Source organism: Vibrio aphrogenes (genome assembly GCF_002157735.2).
GTDB classification, from domain to species: domain Bacteria; phylum Pseudomonadota; class Gammaproteobacteria; order Enterobacterales; family Vibrionaceae; genus Vibrio; species Vibrio aphrogenes.
In genome coordinates this window covers 665,085-687,667 of record NZ_AP018689.1, presented here as the reverse complement: position 1 = coordinate 687,667, position 22,583 = coordinate 665,085, and the positions used below count along the sequence as shown (strand labels likewise).

Annotated in this window: 19 protein-coding genes and 1 other RNA gene; 11 read left to right on the top strand and 9 right to left on the bottom strand. The window is 39.9% G+C overall.

Going from position 1 to position 22,583, the window contains the following annotated elements; genetic code table 11:
• Nucleotides 1-29: 29 nt before the first annotated feature.
• Nucleotides 30-494, top strand: coding sequence for a type IV pilin protein (locus tag VCA1004_RS03190; protein WP_086984619.1), 465 nt, complete (start codon nt 30-32; stop codon nt 492-494).
• Between the two features lie 195 nt (nt 495-689).
• Here the strand turns inward: VCA1004_RS03190 and dnaJ are convergent, their stop codons facing one another.
• The 3 genes from dnaJ to grpE form a co-directional block, all read right to left on the bottom strand.
• The gene (dnaJ, locus tag VCA1004_RS03185; RefSeq protein WP_086982468.1) at nt 690-1,832 is read right to left on the bottom strand and encodes a molecular chaperone DnaJ; all 1,143 of its coding nucleotides are present in this window, start codon (nt 1,830-1,832) and stop codon (nt 690-692) included.
• A 284-nt stretch (nt 1,833-2,116) separates the two neighbouring features.
• A complete protein-coding gene (gene dnaK, locus VCA1004_RS03180; RefSeq protein WP_086982466.1) occupies nt 2,117-4,027 on the bottom strand; it encodes a molecular chaperone DnaK in 1,911 nt (636 codons plus the stop codon).
• 237 nt (nt 4,028-4,264) lie between these two features.
• Nucleotides 4,265-4,894 carry a nucleotide exchange factor GrpE gene (grpE, locus tag VCA1004_RS03175; protein WP_086982464.1) on the bottom strand — a complete coding sequence of 210 codons (630 nt, stop codon included), beginning with the start codon at nt 4,892-4,894 and terminating at the stop codon, nt 4,265-4,267.
• A 242-nt stretch (nt 4,895-5,136) separates the two neighbouring features.
• Here grpE and nadK point away from each other — a divergent pair, with 242 nt between their 5' ends.
• From nadK to VCA1004_RS03150, 5 genes are all read left to right on the top strand, one after another.
• Nucleotides 5,137-6,021: an NAD(+) kinase gene (nadK, locus tag VCA1004_RS03170; protein WP_086982462.1), complete on the top strand. Its 885-nt coding sequence runs from the start codon at nt 5,137-5,139 to the stop codon at nt 6,019-6,021.
• 222 nt (nt 6,022-6,243) lie between these two features.
• Nucleotides 6,244-7,908 carry a DNA repair protein RecN gene (gene recN / locus VCA1004_RS03165; RefSeq protein ID WP_086982460.1) on the top strand — a complete coding sequence of 555 codons (1,665 nt, stop codon included), beginning with the start codon at nt 6,244-6,246 and terminating at the stop codon, nt 7,906-7,908.
• Between the two features lie 217 nt (nt 7,909-8,125).
• The gene (gene bamE / locus VCA1004_RS03160; RefSeq protein WP_086982458.1) at nt 8,126-8,488 is read left to right on the top strand and encodes an outer membrane protein assembly factor BamE; all 363 of its coding nucleotides are present in this window, start codon (nt 8,126-8,128) and stop codon (nt 8,486-8,488) included.
• Nucleotides 8,489-8,589: 101 nt separating this feature from the next.
• Nucleotides 8,590-9,099, top strand: a complete 510-nt coding sequence (locus VCA1004_RS03155) for a helix-turn-helix domain-containing protein (protein ID WP_086981789.1) — start codon at nt 8,590-8,592, stop codon at nt 9,097-9,099.
• Entirely contained in the window at nt 9,096-9,941 is an 846-nt protein-coding gene (locus VCA1004_RS03150; RefSeq protein WP_086982454.1) for an IS3 family transposase, read from the top strand. Before VCA1004_RS03155 ends, VCA1004_RS03150 begins: the two co-directional genes overlap by 4 nt.
• Nucleotides 9,942-10,072: 131 nt before the next feature.
• On the opposite strand, the gene VCA1004_RS03145 is transcribed toward VCA1004_RS03150, so the two are convergent.
• Nucleotides 10,073-10,372, bottom strand: a complete 300-nt coding sequence (locus tag VCA1004_RS03145) for an RnfH family protein (protein WP_086982452.1) — start codon at nt 10,370-10,372, stop codon at nt 10,073-10,075.
• A 53-nt stretch (nt 10,373-10,425) separates the two neighbouring features.
• Nucleotides 10,426-10,860 carry an SRPBCC family protein gene (locus VCA1004_RS03140; protein ID WP_086982450.1) on the bottom strand — a complete coding sequence of 145 codons (435 nt, stop codon included), beginning with the start codon at nt 10,858-10,860 and terminating at the stop codon, nt 10,426-10,428.
• A 275-nt stretch (nt 10,861-11,135) separates the two neighbouring features.
• Between VCA1004_RS03140 and smpB the strand changes: the two genes are divergently transcribed.
• From smpB to VCA1004_RS03115, 5 genes are all read left to right on the top strand, one after another.
• Entirely contained in the window at nt 11,136-11,621 is a 486-nt protein-coding gene (smpB, locus tag VCA1004_RS03135; RefSeq protein WP_027696831.1) for an SsrA-binding protein SmpB, read from the top strand.
• Nucleotides 11,622-11,774: 153 nt separating this feature from the next.
• Nucleotides 11,775-12,141: a transfer-messenger RNA gene (ssrA, locus tag VCA1004_RS03130) on the top strand.
• Nucleotides 12,142-12,305: 164 nt separating this feature from the next.
• Nucleotides 12,306-13,547 (top strand): integrase domain-containing protein, encoded by a 1,242-nt coding sequence (locus tag VCA1004_RS03125; protein WP_086982448.1) that lies wholly within the window; start codon nt 12,306-12,308, stop codon nt 13,545-13,547.
• A 71-nt stretch (nt 13,548-13,618) separates the two neighbouring features.
• Nucleotides 13,619-14,023, top strand: a complete 405-nt coding sequence (locus VCA1004_RS03120; protein WP_086982447.1) for a LexA family protein — start codon at nt 13,619-13,621, stop codon at nt 14,021-14,023.
• Between the two features lie 3 nt (nt 14,024-14,026).
• Nucleotides 14,027-15,283, top strand: a complete 1,257-nt coding sequence (locus VCA1004_RS03115; RefSeq protein WP_086982444.1) for a Y-family DNA polymerase — start codon at nt 14,027-14,029, stop codon at nt 15,281-15,283.
• Nucleotides 15,284-15,310: 27 nt separating this feature from the next.
• On the opposite strand, the gene VCA1004_RS03110 is transcribed toward VCA1004_RS03115, so the two are convergent.
• From VCA1004_RS03110 to VCA1004_RS03095, 4 genes are read right to left on the bottom strand one after another with little or no spacing between them, the layout of a single operon-like run.
• Nucleotides 15,311-18,346 (bottom strand): type I restriction endonuclease subunit R, encoded by a 3,036-nt coding sequence (locus VCA1004_RS03110; RefSeq protein WP_086982442.1) that lies wholly within the window; start codon nt 18,344-18,346, stop codon nt 15,311-15,313.
• Between the two features lie 9 nt (nt 18,347-18,355).
• Entirely contained in the window at nt 18,356-18,958 is a 603-nt protein-coding gene (locus VCA1004_RS03105; protein ID WP_086982440.1) for a hypothetical protein, read from the bottom strand.
• A complete protein-coding gene (locus VCA1004_RS03100) occupies nt 18,958-20,241 on the bottom strand; it encodes a restriction endonuclease subunit S (RefSeq protein ID WP_086982436.1) in 1,284 nt (427 codons plus the stop codon). Before VCA1004_RS03100 ends, VCA1004_RS03105 begins: the two co-directional genes overlap by 1 nt.
• Nucleotides 20,241-22,577 carry a type I restriction-modification system subunit M gene (locus VCA1004_RS03095; RefSeq protein ID WP_086982434.1) on the bottom strand — a complete coding sequence of 779 codons (2,337 nt, stop codon included), beginning with the start codon at nt 22,575-22,577 and terminating at the stop codon, nt 20,241-20,243. The genes VCA1004_RS03100 and VCA1004_RS03095 overlap by 1 nt, the downstream gene beginning before the upstream one ends.
• Nucleotides 22,578-22,583 lie beyond the last annotated feature (6 nt).

The following is a 22,583-nucleotide window of genomic DNA, read 5'->3' as shown; positions in this document are numbered from 1 at the left end:
GCATAAGTCTCTAAGTGGAAGTAATGGAAATGATTCGAATAAATCAATGCAACAAATTAATCACTAAACACATGGGAATGACATTGATCGAATTATTGATCGTCATTACCACCATTGGCGTGTTAAGCGCCATCGCCTATCCTAGCTACCAAGCTCATGTTTTAAAAAGTCACCGCTCAGCCGTCATGAGCGATATGATGAAAGTTCAAATGAAATTAGAGCAACATCGAACGCAAACTGGCAGTTATGACTACACCATTATCGATAACTCAACTGGTGACTGTGATGCCTCTGTGGGCTGTCAAAATGACACTGACCGCTACAAATTATCCATCACGTCTGGAGCAAGCGGCATTAATCTTTACATTATTAAAGCCGTCCCACAGGCGAAACTGGGCCAAACAAAAGATAAATGTGGCAGGCTAAGTATGAATGCGGGCTCTGTTGGTTCAGCAGAAAAGAATGGGATAAGCGTGGATGGGTGTTGGAATTGAGGTGCGTAACTCGAGGCGCGACCGTTTCACTTCTCGTTGCTCGATAAAGATAAAATCCCACTAGAAACTCATCTTATTCTTTTCCGATAAACGAGCGGCGCAGCGCCCGCAAACCGAGCTCCGAGAACCAACAAAGCCCCCATCACTGGAGGCTTTGTAATTTATCAATTAGTTCATTTTAAACTTAACGTCGCTTTAGCTAGTCAAATCATCAAAGAACTTCTTCACGCCATTGAAAAAACCATCTGATTTCGGTTTATGCTTTTGACTGGCTTCTTCACCACCAAAAGACTCTTCCAACTCACGTAATAGCTCTTTTTGACGAGAACTTAGTTTGACTGGTGTTTCTACAACCAACTTACAGATCAAGTCACCGGTTGCACCACCACGTACTGATTTTACGCCTTTACCGCGCATACGGAACATACGACCCGTTTGCATTTCAGCCGGTACTTTTAATTTAAAACGGCCATCCAGTGTCGGTACTTCCACTTCACCGCCTAACGCCGCTAAAGTGAAACTTACAGGCACTTCGCAATGCAGGTTATTACCATCACGTTCAAAAATATGGTGCGGTTTTAAATGTACTTGGACGTATAAGTCACCTGCTGGTGCGCCACGTTCACCCGCTTCGCCTTCACCATTTAAACGAATGCGATCACCGGTATCCACGCCTGCAGGGATCTTAACATTAAGCGTTTTGCTCTTATTCTTGCGACCTTCACCATGACATGAACCACAAGGATCTTTAATGATTTTACCGCGACCATTACAGGTTGGACAGGTTTGTTGAACCGCAAAGAATCCTTGACGCATTTGCACTTGGCCATGACCATGACAAGTACCACAAGTTTGCGAACTTGATCCTGCTTTAGCGCCGCTACCATCACACACTTCACATTCAGCTAAAGTTGAGATGTGGATTTCTTTTTCACAACCACGAACCGCTTCTTCAAGTGATAATTCCATGTTGTAACGCAAATCAGCACCACGTTGAGCACGCTGCGCACCGCCACGACGGCCACCGCCACCAAAAATATCACCGAAGACATCACCAAACATGTCTTCAAAACCGCCGCCGCCACCGAAGCCACCGCCGCCGCCCATACCACCTTGTTCAAAGGCGGCATGTCCATATTGGTCATAAGCTTGCTTTTTCTGTGGATCAGTTAAAACTTCATACGCTTCTTTAACTTCTTTAAATTTATCCGCGGCATCCGCTTCTTGGTTACGGTCTGGGTGATATTTCATCGCAAGACGCTTGTACGCCTTTTTAATATCGCGCTCTGATGCATCACGGCTTACACCTAATACTTCATAAAGATCACGTTTTGACATGCTCGTTTCACCAATTTATTTAAACTAATAAGCCTTTGCTTATTAATATGTTTTTCAAAATGTTTATCTAAAAGTTCCCAGCTATATCTAGCTAGATAATCCTATCCATTAGTCAAACTAGGAAATGATTATCTAGCAGGACATTGTGCTCATAAATTCTCTGACAGTAGATCGAAAATTGCGGGCGTGAGAGGTGAACTCTAAACGCCCGCACATCGATTCACTGATTCTGTAAATGAAAGACTTCAATTACAGGACAGCAGACTTAACCACAATCCGTTGGATTATTTTTTGTCTTCGTCTTTTACTTCTTCAAATTCAGCGTCAACCACATCGTCTTCAGGTTTAGCTTGTTCGCCACCTTCAGCTTGTTGTGCTTGGGCTTTTTGCTGAGCAATTTCCATCAGTTTTTGAGCTGCAGCGGCTAATTCTTGAACTTTAGTGTCAATCGCTGCTTTGTCATCGCCTGATTTCACAGATTCAAGTGCTGAGATCGCTGCTTCAATTTTCTCTTTCTCATCAGCAGGAAGTGCGTCACCGGCTTCTTCAATTTGCTTACGAGTACCGTGAATCATTTGGTCAGCTTGGTTACGAGTAGTTACTAACTCTTCGAACTTTTTGTCCGCTTCTTTGTTAGCTTCCGCTTCTTGTACCATTTTCTCGATTTCTTCATCTGATAGACCGCCAGATGCTTGGATCGTGATTTTTTGTTCTTTACCAGTCGCTTTATCTTTTGCAGATACGTTCAAGATACCATCCGCATCCAAGTCGAAAGTCACTTCGATTTGTGGCATACCACGTGGCGCAGGGTTGATACCTTCTAGGTTAAATTGACCTAAAGATTTGTTGTAAGACGCTTGCTTACGTTCACCTTGCAATACGTGAATGGTTACAGCGCTTTGGTTATCTTCTGCTGTTGAGAACACTTGATTCGCTTTTGTTGGAATCGTTGTGTTTTTCTCAATCAGTTTCGTCATCACACCACCCATCGTTTCGATACCGAAAGATAGAGGCGTTACGTCTAGTAGAAGAACGTCTTTTACGTCACCCGCAAGTACACCACCTTGAACCGCAGCACCTACCGCTACCGCTTCATCAGGGTTCACGTCTTTACGTGCTTCTTTACCAAAGAACTCAGCCACTTTAGCTTGAACCATTGGCATACGTGTTTGACCACCAACTAGGATAACGTCAGTAATTTCGCTTACAGATAGATCCGCATCCGCTAGTGCTACTTTTAAAGGCTCTAGAGAACGTTGTACTAGATCTTCAACTAGAGATTCTAGTTTCGAACGAGTTACTTTTACGTTCATGTGTTTAGGACCAGTCGCATCCGCTGTTACGTATGGTAGGTTAACGTCTGTTTGTTGTGCAGAAGATAGTTCAATCTTCGCTTTTTCAGCCGCTTCTTTCACACGTTGCATCGCTAATGGATCGTTTTTCAGATCAATGCCTTGCTCGTTTTTAAACTCAGAAACTAAGTAGTTGATTAGACGGTTATCAAAGTCTTCACCACCTAGGTGTGTATCACCGTTAGTCGCAAGAACTTCAAATGTTTTTTCGCCTTCAACTTCATCAATTTCGATAATTGAAATATCGAATGTACCACCACCAAGGTCATAAACAGCGATAGTGCGGTCGCCGCCTTTTTTATCAAGACCGTAAGCCAATGCTGCTGCAGTTGGTTCGTTGATGATACGTTTTACTTCTAGACCTGCAATACGACCCGCATCTTTTGTTGCTTGACGTTGAGCATCGTTAAAGTAAGCAGGAACCGTAATTACTGCACCTGTCACCGCTTCACCTAAGTAATCTTCAGCGGTTTTTTTCATTTTTTTCAAGATTTCAGCTGAAACTTGAGGAGCCGCCATTTTTTGGCCTTTCGCTTCTACCCAAGCATCACCGTTATCAGCCTTAACGATTTTGTAAGGCATGATGCTGATGTCACGTTGAACTTCTTCGTCTTCAAAGCGACGACCGATCAAACGTTTGATTGCGAACAATGTGTTTTCAGGGTTAGTTACCGCTTGGCGTTTTGCAGGTTGACCTACTAATGTTTCGCCATCTGTATAAGCTACCACTGATGCCGTTGTACGCTCACCTTCAGCATTTTCAATTACACGTGGTTTGTCGCCGTCTAATACTGCAACACATGAGTTAGTTGTACCTAAATCAATACCAATGATTTTACCCATTTGAGATTCTCCAAAGAATTCAGTTATTCAGTTTTTGCTATACCCAGCTTTATTTCAATTAGATGGGGGCTCAGAATTGGGATTCAACCCTGTAAGCTAATTTGTTTTGTATTTCGCATTACGTTTTTCTGTATGCTCAATAGATAGGGGCATACAAAAAGTTTTCAAGGGGAAAAAATAAAAAAATGCCGAGTTTTTTATTACTCGGCATCTAAAAGGCTTAAATAGCGAGGTTTGTTATTTCGCAACCATTACCATTGCAGGGCGAATTACACGACCATTAAGCTCATAACCCTTCTGCATCACCAGCATGACAGTGTTTGATTCATGCTCAGGGCTTTCTTGCATACCAATCGCTTGATGCAATTCTGGGTTGAATGCTTCACCTTCTGGGTTGATAGCAACTAAACCAAATTTAGCCACGATATCAACAAAAGATTTATGCGTCATTTCAACACCTTCAAGGATCGGCTTCACTGTTTCATCTTCAGGGTTACCGGCTTGAATCGCACGCTCTAAGTTATCAATTACTGGTAAAAGTTCTTCAGCAAACTTGTTCAACGCGTATTTACGGGCTTTATCCATTTCTTGCTCATTGCGACGACGCATATTTTCAACGTCAGCTTTTGCGCGAAGAACGGAATCTTGTTGCTCTTTAACTTGCGCTTCTGCAGCTTGTAAGGCCGCTTCTAACTCAACAACACGAGAAGACTCTTGTTCGCTCTCTTCATTCCATTCAATATCGCCTTCGCCACCAATCGTTTGAGCGTCATCCATCAGAATCTCCTCATCGACAAGCTCTTGCTCAACTTGCACGTCATCAGCTTTTAGATCTTCATTTTGCGGTTTGTTGTGTTCGTTAGTCATGTGATCTCCAAGAATAAATTCAACACTACGCGCGTGCCATAACGGAATAGGCACAAAATACTCGCATAGTCGTTCCACTTGCCTTTATTATGGGGATGAAGATTTGTGATTCAAGCGTAATAGCGACTTTATCTTTTATTGTTATGCTTAAAATGAGTATATCCGCCCAATAATTGAGGCTAATGCTTCAATCATGAACATAATGACCTATTATAAACCTCTTTATTTATCGAGCCGACACTATGCAAAAGCCTTTTAACGTTATCGCCATTATTGGTAAACCGCGCGACCATAAAGCCGTGCAAACGCATAAAGAGCTTTTCTATTGGCTAATGGATAAAGGTTATACCGTTATTATCGATGAACGATTACGTGATATTTTAGATGATATACCGAGTGAGGTATTTACCAGTTTGTTGCAGATTGGCGAACAAGCCGATTTAGCCATCGTCGTCGGTGGTGACGGCAATATGCTGGGTGCTGCGCGCATTCTTTCTCGTTTTGATATTTCAGTGATTGGGGTCAACCGAGGCAACTTAGGCTTTTTGACCGACCTTAATCCTGAAGATTTTCATGACACTTTACTCAGTGTGCTTCAAGGGAATTACCTCGTTGAACAGCGCTTCTTGTTAGAAACAGAAGTTCACCGTGGCAACCACATAAAAAGTCATAACTCAGCCCTCAATGAAGTGGTCCTTCACCCGGGAAAAGTGGCGCACATGATTGAGTTTGAAGTGTATATTGATGATCGCTTTGCATTTTCTCAACGCTCCGATGGGTTAATTGTCTCAACCCCAACAGGCTCGACGGCTTATTCGTTATCCGGCGGTGGGCCAATTTTATCTCCCAGCTTAAATGCGATTTCTTTAGTACCAATGTTTCCACACACGCTTTCAAGCCGCCCATTAGTGGTTGATGGCGATCGAAACATCAAATTACTCGTCTCACCAGATAATCGAGGCACTCAAGAAGTCAGTTGCGATGGTCAAATTTCTCTGCCAGTTTCGCCTGGTGATGAGATTCAGATCTACCAAAGCCCAAATAGCTTAAAATTAATCCATCCTGAAGATTACAGCTATTACCACGTTTTGCGTCATAAGTTAGGTTGGTCAAGCAAGTTGTTCTAATTCCTTTTCACATTTGAAGCCGTTGTTTTGCTCACTGCGACGCCAACAACTTAGAGAATAATTCCTCCCTATTTAATGCCCTGTTGATTTGTGATCTACAGGGCATTTTTGTATGTAAATCAATATACGAGCAAAAATTCACACAAAAAACTTTACTGTATAAAAAGCCAGTATATACTGTTTGTACATACAGTGATTTTTCTCTTTTCTGAAGGTGGATTTATGCTCTCCCATTTAAGCATTAATAATTTTGCGATTGTTAAATCTTTACAGCTAGAGCTTTTCAAAGGAATGACAACCATTACCGGCGAAACTGGCGCAGGTAAATCAATTGCCATTGATGCGCTCAATTTATGTTTAGGTGGTCGTGCTGATTGTAATATGGTTCGCCCAGGAGAGGATAAAACCGACATTACTGCTGCCTTTATTTTAGACAACAACCTCAACGCTAAACGCTGGTTAGAGGATAATGAATTACTAGAGTCTGGTGAATGCATCATTCGCCGTATTATTACCAATGAGGGGCGTTCTCGCGCCTTTATTAATGGTAATCCAGTGCCACTTTCTCAGCTCAAAGCACTTGGGCAAACTTTAATTAACATTCACGGTCAGCACGCACATCATTTATTAATGAAGCCTGAGCATCAACTGACATTGCTCGACCAATATGCAGGGCATCAACAACTGATCCAAGTGACAAAAAAATCGTATTCAGATTGGCGTCAACTGCAAAACCAACTCAAAACACTAAAAGCCAACAGCCAAGAAAACTTAGCGCAAAAACAATTGCTTGAATACCAAGTAAAAGAGCTTGATGAAGTGGCTTTAGGAGAAACAGAATTTGAAGAGCTGGAACAACAACATAAAGTGCTCTCAAGCAGTGGTCAAATTGCCATGACCTGTCAACAAACAATCAACGAGTTATACGAAGGCGAAGATGTCAATGCGATGGCATTATTACATTCTGTGAGTCATTCTTTAGTAGAGCTAGCCGACTTAGACCCCTCATTAAGTCACTTATCCAGCTTGATATCTGAAGCTATGATCCAACTGGAAGAGGTTAATTCAGAGTTACGTCATTATGCTGACAGTATCGATGTTGATCCGGCCCATATTGCCGAAGTAGAAGAGCGCTTTAGCAAAGTCATGACGACCGCACGTAAACATCACGTTCGCCCTGAAGATCTGTATCAATACCATCAAGAAATCAAAGCACAAATTGAAGCTCTTGATTGCTCCGATGAAAAGTTCGAACAACTGGAAAATGAAGTCACCGAAAAATATCAGATTTTTTTAATGGCAGCAGAAAAACTCAGCAAAAGCCGTCATCGCTATGCCAAAGAGCTCAATAAACTGATTTCACACAGCATGCATGAGCTGAGCATGGAAAAAGCACAATTTTGTATTGATATTGTCAGCAATGAAAAACACTCAGCACCATTGGGCATCGATCAAATTAGCTTCTTGGTATCCACAAACCCTGGCCAGCCTTTGCAAGCCTTGGCAAAAGTGGCCTCTGGTGGTGAATTATCACGTATTTCTTTAGCCATTCAAGTGATCACCGCCCAAAAAGTACAAACACCGAGTCTTATTTTTGATGAAGTGGATGTAGGGATCAGTGGTCCAACGGCTAGCGTGGTTGGCAAAATGCTGCGTCAACTTGGCGAATCAACTCAAGTATTATGCGTCACTCACTTACCTCAAGTGGCTGGATGTGGGCATCAACAGCTCTTTGTTGCCAAACAAACTAAAGCCGGTAAGACTGAAACTCAAATACATCAATTATCAGAACAACAACGCATTGATGAGCTAGCACGTTTACTTGGCGGCAGCACGATTACTGATTCAACTAAAGCAAATGCCAAAGAATTGTTAATTGCAGCTTAAGTCTAGGGTCTAGGGTCTAGGGTCTAGGGTCTAGGGTCTAGGGTCTAGGGTCTAGGGTCTAGGGTCTAGGAAGAATAACGTCTATTGATATAAACTTTGCAACTAAACTCTAAAATTTAGGTCTTATTTGCATGTTTAACCCTGAGGGCTTTTACTTCTGAGCTGGGCTTGTTTATTATCAAGGCAGTTTTTAGCCTTTAACTCTAAGAAAACCACTATGCATTTAAAAAAGTGGATATTAATTATCCCTTTCGTATTAACGATATTATCGGGTTGTAGCGTACTTGAACGCTTCGTTTATCGCATCGACATTGCTCAAGGTAACTATCTAGAGCAACCGGATGTCAACAAACTCCGTATTGGCATGACCAAAGAACAAGTTCGTTATGTTCTCGGTTCACCAATGTTGGTTGAAAATGGTTACCCTGACACTTGGTATTACATTTACCACTTTACTCATGGACATGATGATTCAGTCCAAAAAAACTTTATTGTGAAGTTTGATCCTCAAACTCAAAAGCTGGCGAATGCGTCAGGGGACTTTGAACTCAGCTCGGATTTCTATACTCCATTGAACTGAGTACCCCATTAAACTAAGCCCTCTGCTCAATCATTCATAAAAAATGGCCTGACATCTGAACTGACCCCCAATAGTTGGACACCAACATTGGGGGTTATTTTATGTCTAAGTACATCAGAGAATTAAAGCTGTGCATTGCTCAGCGTTGCCTTGATGGCGAATCATCGACATCTCTTGCAAAAGAGTTATCTATTCCTGCGAACCAAATTCGTTATTGGACTTCTGTTTACAGGATCCATGGTTCATCTTCATTTTTACCTCTTGATTATGAAAACTCCGCAGATTTTAAATTCTCGGTATTAAAATCAATGTGGGAAAATAACTGGTCTATAAGCCAAGCGAGTGCTGAATTCAATTTTTCTTCTAACGGGACTATTTCTGTTTGGTTAAAGCTTTATAATCAGTCGGGATTCCAAGGCTTACATTCCCGACCTAAAGGCAGACCATCTATGAAAACTCAATCAAATAAGCGTCCGACTAAACCTGATGAAGACATGTCACTTGATGAACTCAGAGAGGAACTGGCTTATTTGAGAGCGGAGAATGCTGTTCTAAAAAAGTTAGAGGAGCTGGACAAGTTAAAACGTCAAGCAGCAAAGAAAAAGCGTTGACTGTTCAAGCTCTAAAACACCAACACAAAATCCAGCATTTATTGCAATCCATTGGATTGCCCAAGAGTGTGTATTACTACCAATGCCAAGTGTTGAGCACTCCCGAGCCTTACGCGAATGAGATAGCGAGTATTGAAAGAATATTTCATAAGCATAAAGGTCGATATGGTTATCGACGCATTCATTATGCTTTACGTAGAGAAGGCATCTACTTAAATCATAAAACGGTTCAGCGCTTAATGGCAAAACTAGGGCTAAAATCGACCGTAAGACCGAAGAAATATCGTTCTTATAAAGGTGCGATTGGGCGTATTGCCCCGAATATTCTGAAGCGAGACTTTAAATCGACGAAACCAAATGAAAAATGGGTGACCGATGTGACGGAATTTAAAGTGGCAGGTGAAAAAGTCTATTTATCTCCTATCATCGATTTATTTAATCAAGAAGTCGTTAGTCATACTGTAGCGACCTCACCTAAATTACATCTCGTGACCGAGATGCTAGAGAAAGCGACGAGTAAGTTAAGTCAAGCGTCCTCGTTAACTTTACATAGTGATCAAGGGTGGCAATACCAACACCGTGATTATCGTAACAAGCTAAAAGAGAAAAGAATAAATCAGAGTATGTCGAGAAAAGGAAACTGTCTTGATAATGCTGTGGCTGAAAACTTCTTCGCACTTTTAAAAACAGAAATGTACCATGGTTACCACTTTGACAGTGCTGAGCAACTTATGGCATGCATTGATGAATATATTGATTATTACAATAACGATCGGATTAAGGTGAAATTAAAAGGCCTAACTCCGGTAGAATACCGAAATCAGGCCTTAGAAGCCGCATAACAGAAATGTCCAACTTTAAGGGGTCACTTCACTCACAATAAGAGCCATTTTTATACCAATCACACTAATTAACCTCAGTTGCGGACAATTAGATAGCCAGAAATTGCCTAGAAAAAGGCTTGAGAACAAGATTAACTATTTTTGGCTTGTTGCGCTCGTTTACGGCGAATCTCTTTCGGATCAGCCAACAAAGGTCGATAAATCTCAATTCGGTCTTTATCTCGAACCGTCGCATCTAACTTGACATTACGGCTATAGACACCCACTTTATTTTGGCGTAAATCAATCTCAGGATAACTTTCTAATACTCCTGATTGCTCAATAATTTCTTGTACTGTCAAATCAGACGCTACGGCTAACTCAAAGACTTTTTGTTCATGTGGTAGCGCATACACGACTTCAACATGAATCAAGGCATTTTCATCCATCATTACTTATCCACTCAGATTTCTATATCAGCAATTATAGCTTTCTAGGTCGCCAATTAATTTTTATAAACTTGCTTGGCGCGCAGTGTAAAAGAGTTCACCATATTATTCGTCAACTCATTAAAGATTTTTCCAAATGCCATTTCAACAAGCTTATTGGTAAATTCAAACGATAAACTCAACTCCACTTTACACGCAAACTCATCTAATGGGGTAAATAACCAAAAACCTGCTAATGACTTGAAGGGACCATCCACCAATGTCAAATTAATTCTATGCCCAGGTTCCATGGTGTTCGATGTCGTAAACGTCTTTCTAATACCAGCCTTTGATACATCCACAGAGGCAGTTAACGATGTTTCCGTCGACTCAAGCAACTTTGCACCAGAACAGCCAGGTAAAAACTCGGGATACTTTTCAACATCATTGACCAGATCATACATTTGCTTTGCACTAAAAGAGACCAAAGCAGAACGGTTAACTTGGGGCATATTTTTTCCTAAATTTGAGCCATAAAACAAATTCTCTAAGATAAACAAAATATTATCAAGAATGAGTTAACAGGAATCATCAAAATAACGTTATTCCAACCCCAAGCAAAATCAGAAATGAAACATTCAAACTGTTAACAAAAAACGTTATATTCGCGCACCAGAATAAAGAGATAACTCTACGATGACATTTTCAATATGCCTTAGCGAAAACTTGTTTTATTCTTGGCGGAAACTCGCATCTTAAGATTACTTAGGTATATAATGAGGCCATTATGGCAAAGAAAAAATCAAAATCAAAAGCCGGTAGTAATACTATCGCTCTTAACAAGCAAGCTCGACACGAATATTTCGTCGACGATGAAATTGAAGTTGGTCTAGAGCTACAAGGTTGGGAAGTAAAATCTTTACGTCAAGGTAAAGCCAATATCGCAGAAAGCTATGTCTTTCTTCGCGATGGTGAAGCCTTCCTTAGTGGTGCGTCTATTATCCCACTTCAACAAGCTTCTACCCATATCGTGGCTAACCCAACACGCGTTCGTAAGCTGTTATTGAACCGACGTGAACTCGATAATTTATTTGGCCGAGTCAATCGTGAAGGCATGACATTAATTGCCCTATCACTTTACTGGTCTAAATCTTGGGTCAAAATGAAAATTGGGGTCGCGAAAGGTAAAAAACTTCACGACAAACGAGACGACAAAAAGAACCAAGATTGGCAACGTGATAAAGCTCGCATCATGAAGAGCAGCTTACGTTAAAATCAAATAGGTGAGTTAATAATAACCACTTGAGCGCAAGTCACTAGACTCTAAAAAAGATTATGTTACTATGCGCTCACTGTATTAATAAATAATACACAAAGTAACAGTTTGATATTTTGTTGAGTAGTGCAAAATCACTCAAACGACCTTGGGGCTGATTCAGGATTCGACGGGAATTTGTAAGTCTGAGGTGCATGCCGTGGGGCGGTTTGCCACGTAAAAAGCCGCAAAAAAATAGTCGCAAACGACGAAAACTACGCACTAGCAGCTTAATACCCTGCTGAGAGCCTTTCTGCCCTAGCTTCCGTTTGTAAGACGGGGAATAACAGAGAGTCAAACCCAAACAAACTCGTGTGGCGTCTCCCGCCTGAGAGACAAAGCATTAAAAACAATTCAGGATAGCCATCAACTAGCGTGTCGGTTCGCAGGTCGGTGGTGAAATTAAAGATCGACTAAGCATGTAGTACCAATGATGGATGGTTTTCGGACGCGGGTTCAAATCCCGCCAGCTCCACCAATTCTACATTTAAAGACGTCCTAGGGCGTCTTTTTTTGTGCCCAAGAAACCTAAAATCAATAACTTAGCATACATTAAGGTTCAAAGACGTCTTTTAACATCTTTGACTTTTAGTAACCAATGTAGGAACCTAGATAAAAGTTCCTACATTAATGGTTACTACGATGCCTAGACAAACAAGACCACTTACCGCTACAGAAATCAAAAATGCCAAGCCGAAAGAAAAAGAATATAACCTTGTTGATGGCCAAGGCTTAAAACTTAGGATATCCCCTAGTGGCTCAAAACAGTGGCAACTCAACTATTATCGACCAACTAACGGAAAGCGTGCCAATTACAGCTTAGGTCGATATCCTGACATTTCTCTTGCTCAAGCACGTAAAAGTATAATTCATTTAAAAGAGCTGATCGCCCAAGGAATCGATCCACAAGATGATAAAAAAAGAAAACAGAAAGAATATAAAGAAGTTCATGAGCACACTTTTAAAAATGTCTCTCAAGAATGGTTTGAAATCAAAAAAGATTCAATCACTCCAGACTATGCAGACGATATCTGGCGCTCTCTAATGCTTCATGTATTTCCTAAGCTAGCAGATACACCAATCAAAGAAATAACCGCCCCACTAATTATTGATTTATTACGTCCTATCGAAGCGAAAGGAAGCCTTGAGACCGTCAAGCGTTTAACGCAGCGCCTCAATGAGATAATGAATTACGCGACCAACTGTGGCCTAATACAAGCCAATCCTTTAACTGGTATAAAGGCTGCTTTCAAAAAACCTAAAAAAGAGAATATGGCCGCCCTAGCACCACATGAGCTACCTGAGCTTATGAGTGCTATTGCTAATGCCAGTATCAAACGTACTACTCGCTGTCTCATTGAGTGGCAGCTCAATACCATGACTCGCCCTGCTGAAGCTTCCGGTGCTCGCTGGGATGAAATTAACATTGATGAGATGATATGGACTATTCCACCAGAGCGAATGAAAAAAAGAAGAGAGCACCGCATCCCACTCACAGAGCAAATGCTGGCGCTATTAGAAATCATGAAGCCTATAAGTGGACACAGAGAATTTGTTTTTCCATCTGACCGTGATCCTAAAAAACCATGTAATAGTCAGACCGCTAATATGGCCTTAAAAAGAATGGGATTTGCTGGTCGTCTAGTAAGTCATGGCTTACGCTCGATAGCGAGTACCACACTCAATGAGCAAGGGTTTGAATCTGATCTGATTGAAGCGGCATTAGCACACGTTGACGATAGTCAGGTTCGTGCCGCTTATAATAGAACGGATTATCTTGAGCGACGTAGACCAATGATGATCTGGTGGAGTGGGCATATAGAACAATCATCACAAGGGAACTTATCCATTTCAGGCTTAAAAAATCTAAAAGCCGTTATTTGATTATTGTTACTTCCCTTCTCAAACAACAATAATTATACTGTATTTTTATACAGTATAATTATTGTCGTCTTATGAAAGTAATCCCAATCAAAGCAAGTGCCGGGATCTCAGGGTTTGAGTCGCCAGCACAAGAATATTCTCAGCTATCATTAAGCTTAGATGAATTACTTATCGAGCATCCAAATGCGACTTTTATTGGTCGTGCTTGTGGTGAATCAATGCAAGGTGTCGGTATCTTCAGTGATGATATCCTTATAGTGGATCGGCATGTTACACCTGGTAATCTTGATGTAATCGTCGCTAACTTTAATGGTGAGTTTGTGTGCAAAATATTAGATTCAGCACGACGATTATTATTGTCAGCTAACGAAACCATCCAACCAATCCCTATTCATGATTACGATACCTTTACCATTGAAGGCGTGGTGATCCGATCTATACGCTGTCACCGCCCTAGCTATTTGCTGGTGGATTAGCTCATGTACGCTTTAGTTGATGCCAATTCCTTTTATTGCAGTGCTGAGCAAGTGTTTCGTCCTGAATGGCGTGGTAAGCCAATTATCGTGCTTTCTAATAACGATGGTATGGTGGTCGCTGCAAATCGTCAGGCTAAAGAAGTTGGTGTACCGAAGCTCCAACCCTACTTCAAGATCAAAGCTTTATGCGAGCGAAAAGGAGTGATCGCCCTTTCATCGAACTACGAATTGTACTCCGATCTCTCAGCTAAAATGATGCAAGTCATTGGTCGTTTTTCACCAGAGCAACACATCTACTCTATTGATGAATCATTCCTACGCTTTAACCGTTGTCACGCGATGATCACTGACTTTACAGAGTATGGAATCAATATCCGTAAAGCAGTGTGGAAGGAATGCCGCTTACCGGTTTGTGTAGGAATGGGATCAACCGTTACCTTGGCAAAATTAGCTAACCATGCGGCTAAAAAAATAAAGAGTTTTAATGGTGTCTGCGTCATCAATAATGACGTGTTACGAACAAATATATTAAATCAATTGGATGCGTCAGATGTATGGGGAATTGGAAGAAAGCTGTCGATTAAATTACGCAGTGTAAAAGTAAAAACTGCTTTAGATTTAGCATTATTTTCGCCCGAGCGAGCAAGAAGGGAATTTAGCATTGAGGTAGAGCGAACCATTCGTGAACTCAACGGTTTGTCTTGTATTTCGTGGGAAACAGCTAGAGCCGATAAACAACAAATCTTTTCAACTCGCAGTATGGGCCAAAGGATCACTAGCCTGGATGAACTACAGCAAGCATTAGCTAAACATGCTTCTATAGCTGCTTATAAAGCCCGTCAGCAAGGTAGTGTGTGTAAAGTGTTAATGTGCTTTGCTGCAAACTCTCCGTATGATGAAAAGCCTTCTAGATTTAAAAAGCTACATCATTTCGCCTATCCAACCAATGATACTCAGGTGATGACTCAAGTCGTTACACAGATTGCTAAGCAACTTTATCAGCCAGGAATTTCCTATTACAAAATTGGCGTAGGACTTTTAGAATTAATATCATCTAGCCACCAGCAATTAGATTGGTTAAACCCAAAACCAGACGATACTCGGTTGATGAATACCTTTGATAAAATTAATCAAAAATACGGTAATGATACTCTATTTCTAGCAGCTCAAGGCATAGATCAAAAATGGGGCATGAAGCGTGAACTTCTTACCCCACAATACACAACCAAGTGGCATGATGTGCCTAGAATCAAGTGTTAGTATCAATTCTATAAATGTATTGTAAACTCATACATTATTATTCCTAAAGCGCTTATACAAGCTCTTAGCAATATCATTAATTGCAATGCCGCGTACATCAGCATCGCCCATTAAACGCTGAAAGATTTCTTCATTACCATCCATGCGATCAATTAATATATCTTCGAACACTTTAGACAATATAGATGAAAAGTCATTAAAGCTGTTTGCTGAAGCGGCCTCTTTGAGATCTTCACTTTCAAAAGCCTCTTCTTCTATCTGTTCAAAAAACAAACGATCAGCTTCGGTAAAGTCCGTTCCAAACCTTTCATTAATTGCTTTAACTAATTCAGATAAAGGGACTTCTTCTTCAGTAGAAGAGCCTGTACCTACATCAGAAGGCCCATATAAATTATCGGCATCACCCGGTTCTAAATTAATAGATCCTTCGCTGATTTTTTGTAAGCGGTAATATTCAAGTTCAACATTTCCATCTATTTGATAACCAGGACCTGAAGCATCCCTTGGTAATTTCGTTAACAAGTAACGTAAGTAGGTATAAAGTTTTTCTAAATCAGTATCTTGATAAGGCATTACTTGTGATAAGAAGCCATACATATTTCTGAAATTAACCAATAAACCTTTAAAATCTGCTTGCGACTCTTCATCTAATTCAAGATATCGATCTACTGCTAGATCGATAATCCCATTCATTTTTGCGTGATCATGTACGCTCTCTTTTCGTTTTGGGGCAAAATACACAGTGCAAAAATCATTTACTTCATTTTCATGGATGACTTGGTGTTCATCAATTTGAGTTTGCAAACGATAAAGATGATGTGGATCCGTTAATTCTTCTGCGTGAGTAACTCTATAAAATGGTTTGAATGCTTCAAAAATTTCGTCAGGCTCGTTTCTAAAATCCAATACAAAAGTATCTTCTTTACCTGCTGCTGTTCTATTTAACCGAGAGAGCGTCTGTACGGCTTGTATACCTGATAGCTTCTTATCAACATACATTGTATGGAGCAAAGGCTGATCGAAGCCTGTTTGATACTTTTCAGCTACTAATAACACTTTATAATCATCGGTTTCAAACGCTTCAGGTAAAGCTTTTTCAGCAATACCATTATTCATGCCAACTTCAGTATAATTAACACCCAGCACTTCAGGGTCTTCAACAGTACCTGAAAAGGCAACTAGGCTACGTACGTCGGTATAGCCTTTCTTTTCAATATAATCATCGAATGCTTTTTTATAACGCACTGCATGTAAACGTGAATCAGTTACTACCATCGCCTTAGCACGTTGCCCTATTTTGTGACGAACATGCGCTCTAAAGTGCTCAATCATCACTTCTGTTTTTTGTGCAATATTATATTCATGTAGTGTCAAAAAACGAGCGAGTGCACGAGCAGCCTTTTTACGCTCTACGTTGGGATCTTTTTCTGCCGCTTGCGTAATTTTGTAGTAGGTTTTATAAGTGGTGTAGTTCGCTAATACATCGAGTATAAACTTCTCTTCAATGGCTTGGCGCATAGTGTAGTGATGAAATGGGGCTTCACCTGTTTTGCCTGGCTCATCAAATATCTTGAGTGTTTTGTATTTTGGCGTAGCAGTGAAAGCGAAAAAGCTTAAATTATCCTGTTTGCCACGGCGGAGCATAGTACGGATCACTTCATCTTGCTCATCTTCTTCGTTGTCAGCAATATATTGCTTTGCTTGTGCTTCAACACCATCTTTATTAAGTACATACTTCATATCCATAGCCGTTTCACCAGACTGTGAGCTATGGGCTTCATCAACGATTACCGCATATCGCTTACCTTTGGTGCTTAACTCAACAGAGCCTTCACCTAACTCCTCATTAAGCTTTTCTAGCGTCTCAGATACAAATGGGAATTTTTGCACAGTGGTGATAACAATAGGCGTACCACTTGATAACGCTTTTACTAACTGTCGCGTATCTTCATCAATTTTTACAACCACACCTTGCTTATGCTCAAACTGATAAATAGTATCTTGTAGTTGTTGATCAAGTACTTTTCTGTCAGTCACAACTATAACCGAGTGAAAAACTTTCTCATCGGTCTCAGTATGCAAACTTGATAAACGGTGAGCCAACCATGCAATAGAGTTTGATTTACCTGAGCCTGCCGAGTGTTGAACTAAGTAGTTTTTACCAGCACCATTAGTTTTAGAGTGGTCAATTAACTTACGCACAACATCTAATTGGTGATAGCGCGGAAAAATCATGGTTTCTTTTTTGATTTTCTTAAGAACGTTATCTTTAAGTATCTTTTTCTCTTCCACTTGCAAATGCATAAAACGATTAAGAATATCTAGCAAGCTGTCACTTTGCAGCACCTCTCGCCACAGGTAAGCAGTACGATAACCACCGTCTTCAGCTGGCGGATTACCTGCGCCATCATTAACACCTAAATTAAACGGCAAGAAGAAGGTTTTATTACCGCTTAGTCGAGTTGTCATAAAGGCTAAATCAGTATCAACAGCAAAGTGGACTAATGCACCTTTTTTAAACTGAAAAATTGGCTCGTTAGGATCTCTGTCATTTTTATATTGCAGCTTAGAATGTTCCGTTGATTGACCGGTAAATTTATTTTTGAGTTCCAAAGTAACAACAGGTAAACCATTTAAAAATATCGCCATATCGAGCGATTTTGTGTCTTTATTAGAAAAATATAACTGACGAGTTACCGACAACTGATTTTTATTATAAAGCGCAATGGTATCGGCATTGAGCTGATTATTGGGTAAAAAGTACGCCACCTTGAATTTTTTACCAAAACATTTAAACCCATTTCGAATAACACTTAGCAGCCCCTTTGTGCCAATATGCTTACGTAAATCAGCAATAAGTACATTATCGGTTTCATCACCATGAATAACCTCAAGGGCTTGCCAAGTTTTTAGCTGTGTCTCTTTAATAAAGTTAATAATACGGGATTTTTCAAGGCATAACTCAGGGTCAAAATCAGCAGAATTCCCTTTAACGTATTTATCATTTTCAATGAAGTGATATTGAATGGCGTCTTCAAAATGGATTTCTTTGGTTTTTTTCATGGTACTCCCTTACTTCACTGTTTCAGTGCCCGCATGGTTTAATTCGCCTAATGCTAGGCCATCTATATCTTTATACAAAAAATGTTTTACCGATGGATCTCGTGCCAAAAACTGACCATTTTCTTCTAAATAACTGCCGAGCTTATCTTCAGGGCATTCAGAAACAACAAGCTTTGTTAACTCAAATTTACATTTTTTGTTTACGTAAATGTCGATCGTAGCTAATAAAGCACGACACCACTTTTCAGCAGATTGAAGTTGTCCTGCAATACTTTCAGTATCAAGAGACTGAGACTTAAATTCGAGACAATAAACAAATATTTTTCTACCGACAAGATTAAAAACAATGAAGTCACAACGCTTAGTCCAAGGTTGACCATTATTACCGAGAAAATGGTACAAAGGGTCCTGATTCCCGTTTTTGTTAAGACTATCTAGCTTTATTGCAAATAATTCACCTTCATGTTTTAAAGTGACTTTGTATTCTTTTTTTTTGCTACCAACGTGAATTTTTTCTTTCAACACTATTTCATCACCAGGAAACTTAGGGACTCCATAAAAGTCTGTATTTAAATAGTTACGTAGATGATGAAAATACCCTTTAGCATCCATTATTGAAATTCCTTTGGAAGTTCAATTTCTCGCACATCTATTTTACCTGTGACAGCGGATGTGATGAGTGCTGAACGGTATTCTTCAAGCTTTTCTATAGTCAATTGAGTTGCTTGCTCTAAAAGGGATAATTTAGCTAATTCCACCTCGATATAACGAACAATTTCTAACTGATTTTCTATTGGAGGGATCGGGACTGTTCTAGATTTAATAGTTTCTCCCGTTATCAATGGTTGAGCATTTTTATTGGCATCATCATTAAGTTTCATTGTTCTCAATAACCAATACAGGTAATCCTGATCAAATGAATCAATAATTTTGATTCTTAATGCATTATCGGTTACCCAACTTTTAGTTCGAACAAGATGAACATTTCCACAATGAGCTCCTACACGTCCAACGACCAGTGCATTCTCACTAGTATTTTCAATTGAAGTATAAGCCATCAAGCCATTACCACCTATAACAGGTATTTGACAGCTAACTGTAGACTTAGCTTCCATACTGACGTTATCTAAGTAGTCACCGGAACCAACTTTAATGAACCAACGAATTTTGCTAATTTCCCAATGCTCAGGCACATCACCTAACCAATCGACGCCTGAAGGTTTTAGCTTGGCATTTTCGTCAATGCCTTTGGTAACGGCTTGGGTGATAATGGCTATTCGTTGTTCTTCGAGCTTTTCTATTAGTTCTTTTTTCTTTTCAATTAATTGGTCAATTTGTTGGGTTTTATAATCGAGAAACGAGGCTATTTTTTCTTGTTCTTCTATACGCTTGGGATAATATGCGGGTATGCATACTAAATCAGAAGCGTTGATTGCTGGGTAGCTAACACCTACGGAGTTTGCAACTACAAGCTCAACAAAGTTCTGATTTTGTAAAAAATATGATAAGTACCCTGCATCTATATCTTCCCTAGGTCTTATAACAGCAAACCCCGTAGAGACTATCGTATTGTCAGAAACATCTTTTATTGGAGCTATTGCTTTTAAATAAGTCCTAACAGTTGAAACAATAGTGTCTCCATTTTTAACTAACCTTCTAGCTCGAGAAGGAGCTTGTTCAAAGGTTGTAATTTCAAAAGCTTGTATGCCCTTGATTAAGTCAACACTAGAAATATCAATATATTCCATCTCGAATTCATCAGGTGTTGTCTCTGGTAGAGATTCATCGTTATGTGATGCTATAAATTTAAGACGCTTTTCTTCCCAGCTCTTTGGTATTTCAATATTTGAATCCAATCTACTAGTAATATATTCAGGATAATTTGGATATTGCATCAAACCACCTCCGCAAGCATATTCATAATTTCTAGCTCAAGACCTTTTATATCAGCTTCAATTTCTGCAAGCTCACGCGGTGGCTCATACTCGTAAAAATGACGGTTAAAGGGAATTTCATAACCCAATTTAATTTTACTGTGGTCAATCCATGCATCAGGTCGATAGGGTAAGACTTCTTCTGCTAAGTATTTTTCACAATGTTGTTTTACTAATGCAAGTAATTGCGTTTTATCAACTTTACCTTTATTTTGCCCTTTATTTTCATAATCTAAGGGTAGAGGTAGCGTTATATCTTTTGGTAGTGGCACATTTTCGGTATCACGCAAATCACCATCGGCTTCAAATTCACCTTTACTATTGGTACATGCTTCAGCGGTTGGGTCTTTTTCACCTAAACTACCAGGCGCTAGTAACGCCTTTTTCAGTATGGCATCAAATTTAATGCCTGCATCAACAAAGGCTGGTTTAATTCGTGCCTCAAAGTCATCACGATTTTTAATCAATTCAGAATTTTCAAACTCGGATATTAAGGACTCAAGTACAGTAATTAACTCCGCTTGTTTCGCTTCACCTTCTGCAACTTCTAATTCCATAGCTGCGATGTTTTTGCGCTTTTTACTAATAGATAAACCTGTGAAGTAAGCAGTGGATTTAAAGGCATTAATACGCTCTTGATCAACAGTAAAATTAAGGCGTAGTGGGCGTTCAACCGTTATTTTTAAGTAACCAAAATCCTGGTTATTAAATACTTTGCTTACCGTGACAACTTTATTCATGTCACGGGCTTTCTTTTTCGGTAGCTCTACGTTGGTATTAATATCTGCAAGCGTACGGGTCTCTTCATCTTTAAAAGCCGCATAAATTTCTGTGAGCATACGGATATGATCAGGTTCATTCTTATTGTATTCCGAAGGCCCTTCACCAATTTTTTTACGCTTATCACCCAGTGATTTTTTCATTTTCCAAGCGAAGTCAGTACCATTGATTAACTGCACTTTTCCACGTCTATCATGTGTGTTGTTACTACCGTCTGATTTTCGGTTAGTGACAATCCAGATATAGGTATAAATACCTGTGTTATAGAAGAGTTGATCAGGCAAAGCGACCACTGCTTCAAGCATATCGTTCTCAATAATATAACGACGAATATTGCTTTCACCGCTCCCTGCATCACCTGTAAAAAGTGGCGAACCGTTAAATACAACTGCAATGCGTGAACCATTTTCAGCTTCTTCACCTGCTCGATGAAGTGGATATTGTGCAGGTGGGTTTTGCATTTTTGACATCATGTGCTGTAAGAATAACAAAGCACCATCATTGATACGCGGTAAACCTGCGCCAAAACGACCATTAAAACCAAATTTTTCATGTTCGTTGGTGACGTAATCCTTTTCCGGTTTCCATTCAACACCGAACGGTGGGTTTGCTGCCATGTAGTCAAACTTCATGTCAGGGTGGCCATCACCATCAACACGGTCGTCTTTCGTTATACCTGTACCTAAGGTGTCACCGAACGCAATGTTGTCGGCTTCTTCACCTTTGATCATTAAATCTGAGCCACAAATTGCATAAGATTCTGGGTTATACTCTTGACCAAATAATTGCACTTTAGCTCTGTCGTTTTGAGCAATGATCTCTTTTTCAGATTCTGACAAAATACCACCCGTACCACACGCTGGATCGTAAATTTTTATCAAGTTACCAGCGGTATGAATAGCTTCTTCACCAGTGAAGAGCAGATTCACGATAAGCTTAACCACTTCACGGGGTGTGAAGTGATCCCCCGCTTCTTGGTTTGCTTGTTCGTTAAATCGTCTAACCAAGTCTTCAAAAATATAGCCCATCTCTAATGATTCAATTTTATCAGGGTGGAAATTAACACTGGCTATTTCGCTAAATACTTTGAATAAGCGGTTAGCGTCTTCTAAGTGTTCGATTTCTTGATCGAAACGGAATTTTTCTAATATCTCTCGTGCTCTTGTTGAAAAACCTGCAATGTATTTATTAAGGTTTTTAGCAAGATTGTCAGGGTCGCCAATTAATTTTTTGAAGGTAAAGCCGCTGGTGTTAAAGAATTTATGGTTAAACTTTTTGAAAATTATCTTTTCTATTATTTCAGTACGATTGTCTTTATCTTTGTATTGTTCAAAAAGTTTGTCGTATTCTACCTTTACTGCATCAGCATCAGCCTCAAGCACACAATCCAGACGACGTAAAACAGTAAGAGGAATCATTACTCGACGGTATTGCGCTGGTAAGTATGGGCCTCGCAATAAGTTGGCGACATCCCATATAAGGTCTGAATTTTTTTTGATTTTATCTGTATTAGCCATTAGTTA

Coding starts and splice junctions, on each gene's coding strand:
- VCA1004_RS03190 (WP_086984619.1), top strand. CDS start 30: ATGATTCGAATAAATCAATGCAACAAATTAATCACTAAACACATGGGA.
- dnaJ (WP_086982468.1), bottom strand. CDS start 1,832: ATGTCAAAACGTGATCTTTATGAAGTATTAGGTGTAAGCCGTGATGCA.
- dnaK (WP_086982466.1), bottom strand. CDS start 4,027: ATGGGTAAAATCATTGGTATTGATTTAGGTACAACTAACTCATGTGTT.
- grpE (WP_086982464.1), bottom strand. CDS start 4,894: ATGACTAACGAACACAACAAACCGCAAAATGAAGATCTAAAAGCTGAT.
- nadK (WP_086982462.1), top strand. CDS start 5,137: ATGCAAAAGCCTTTTAACGTTATCGCCATTATTGGTAAACCGCGCGAC.
- recN (WP_086982460.1), top strand. CDS start 6,244: ATGCTCTCCCATTTAAGCATTAATAATTTTGCGATTGTTAAATCTTTA.
- bamE (WP_086982458.1), top strand. CDS start 8,126: ATGCATTTAAAAAAGTGGATATTAATTATCCCTTTCGTATTAACGATA.
- VCA1004_RS03155 (WP_086981789.1), top strand. CDS start 8,590: ATGTCTAAGTACATCAGAGAATTAAAGCTGTGCATTGCTCAGCGTTGC.
- VCA1004_RS03145 (WP_086982452.1), bottom strand. CDS start 10,372: ATGATGGATGAAAATGCCTTGATTCATGTTGAAGTCGTGTATGCGCTA.
- VCA1004_RS03140 (WP_086982450.1), bottom strand. CDS start 10,860: ATGCCCCAAGTTAACCGTTCTGCTTTGGTCTCTTTTAGTGCAAAGCAA.
- smpB (WP_027696831.1), top strand. CDS start 11,136: ATGGCAAAGAAAAAATCAAAATCAAAAGCCGGTAGTAATACTATCGCT.
- VCA1004_RS03125 (WP_086982448.1), top strand. CDS start 12,306: ATGCCTAGACAAACAAGACCACTTACCGCTACAGAAATCAAAAATGCC.
- VCA1004_RS03120 (WP_086982447.1), top strand. CDS start 13,619: ATGAAAGTAATCCCAATCAAAGCAAGTGCCGGGATCTCAGGGTTTGAG.
- VCA1004_RS03115 (WP_086982444.1), top strand. CDS start 14,027: ATGTACGCTTTAGTTGATGCCAATTCCTTTTATTGCAGTGCTGAGCAA.
- VCA1004_RS03110 (WP_086982442.1), bottom strand. CDS start 18,346: ATGAAAAAAACCAAAGAAATCCATTTTGAAGACGCCATTCAATATCAC.
- VCA1004_RS03105 (WP_086982440.1), bottom strand. CDS start 18,958: ATGGATGCTAAAGGGTATTTTCATCATCTACGTAACTATTTAAATACA.
- VCA1004_RS03100 (WP_086982436.1), bottom strand. CDS start 20,241: ATGCAATATCCAAATTATCCTGAATATATTACTAGTAGATTGGATTCA.
- VCA1004_RS03095 (WP_086982434.1), bottom strand. CDS start 22,577: ATGGCTAATACAGATAAAATCAAAAAAAATTCAGACCTTATATGGGAT.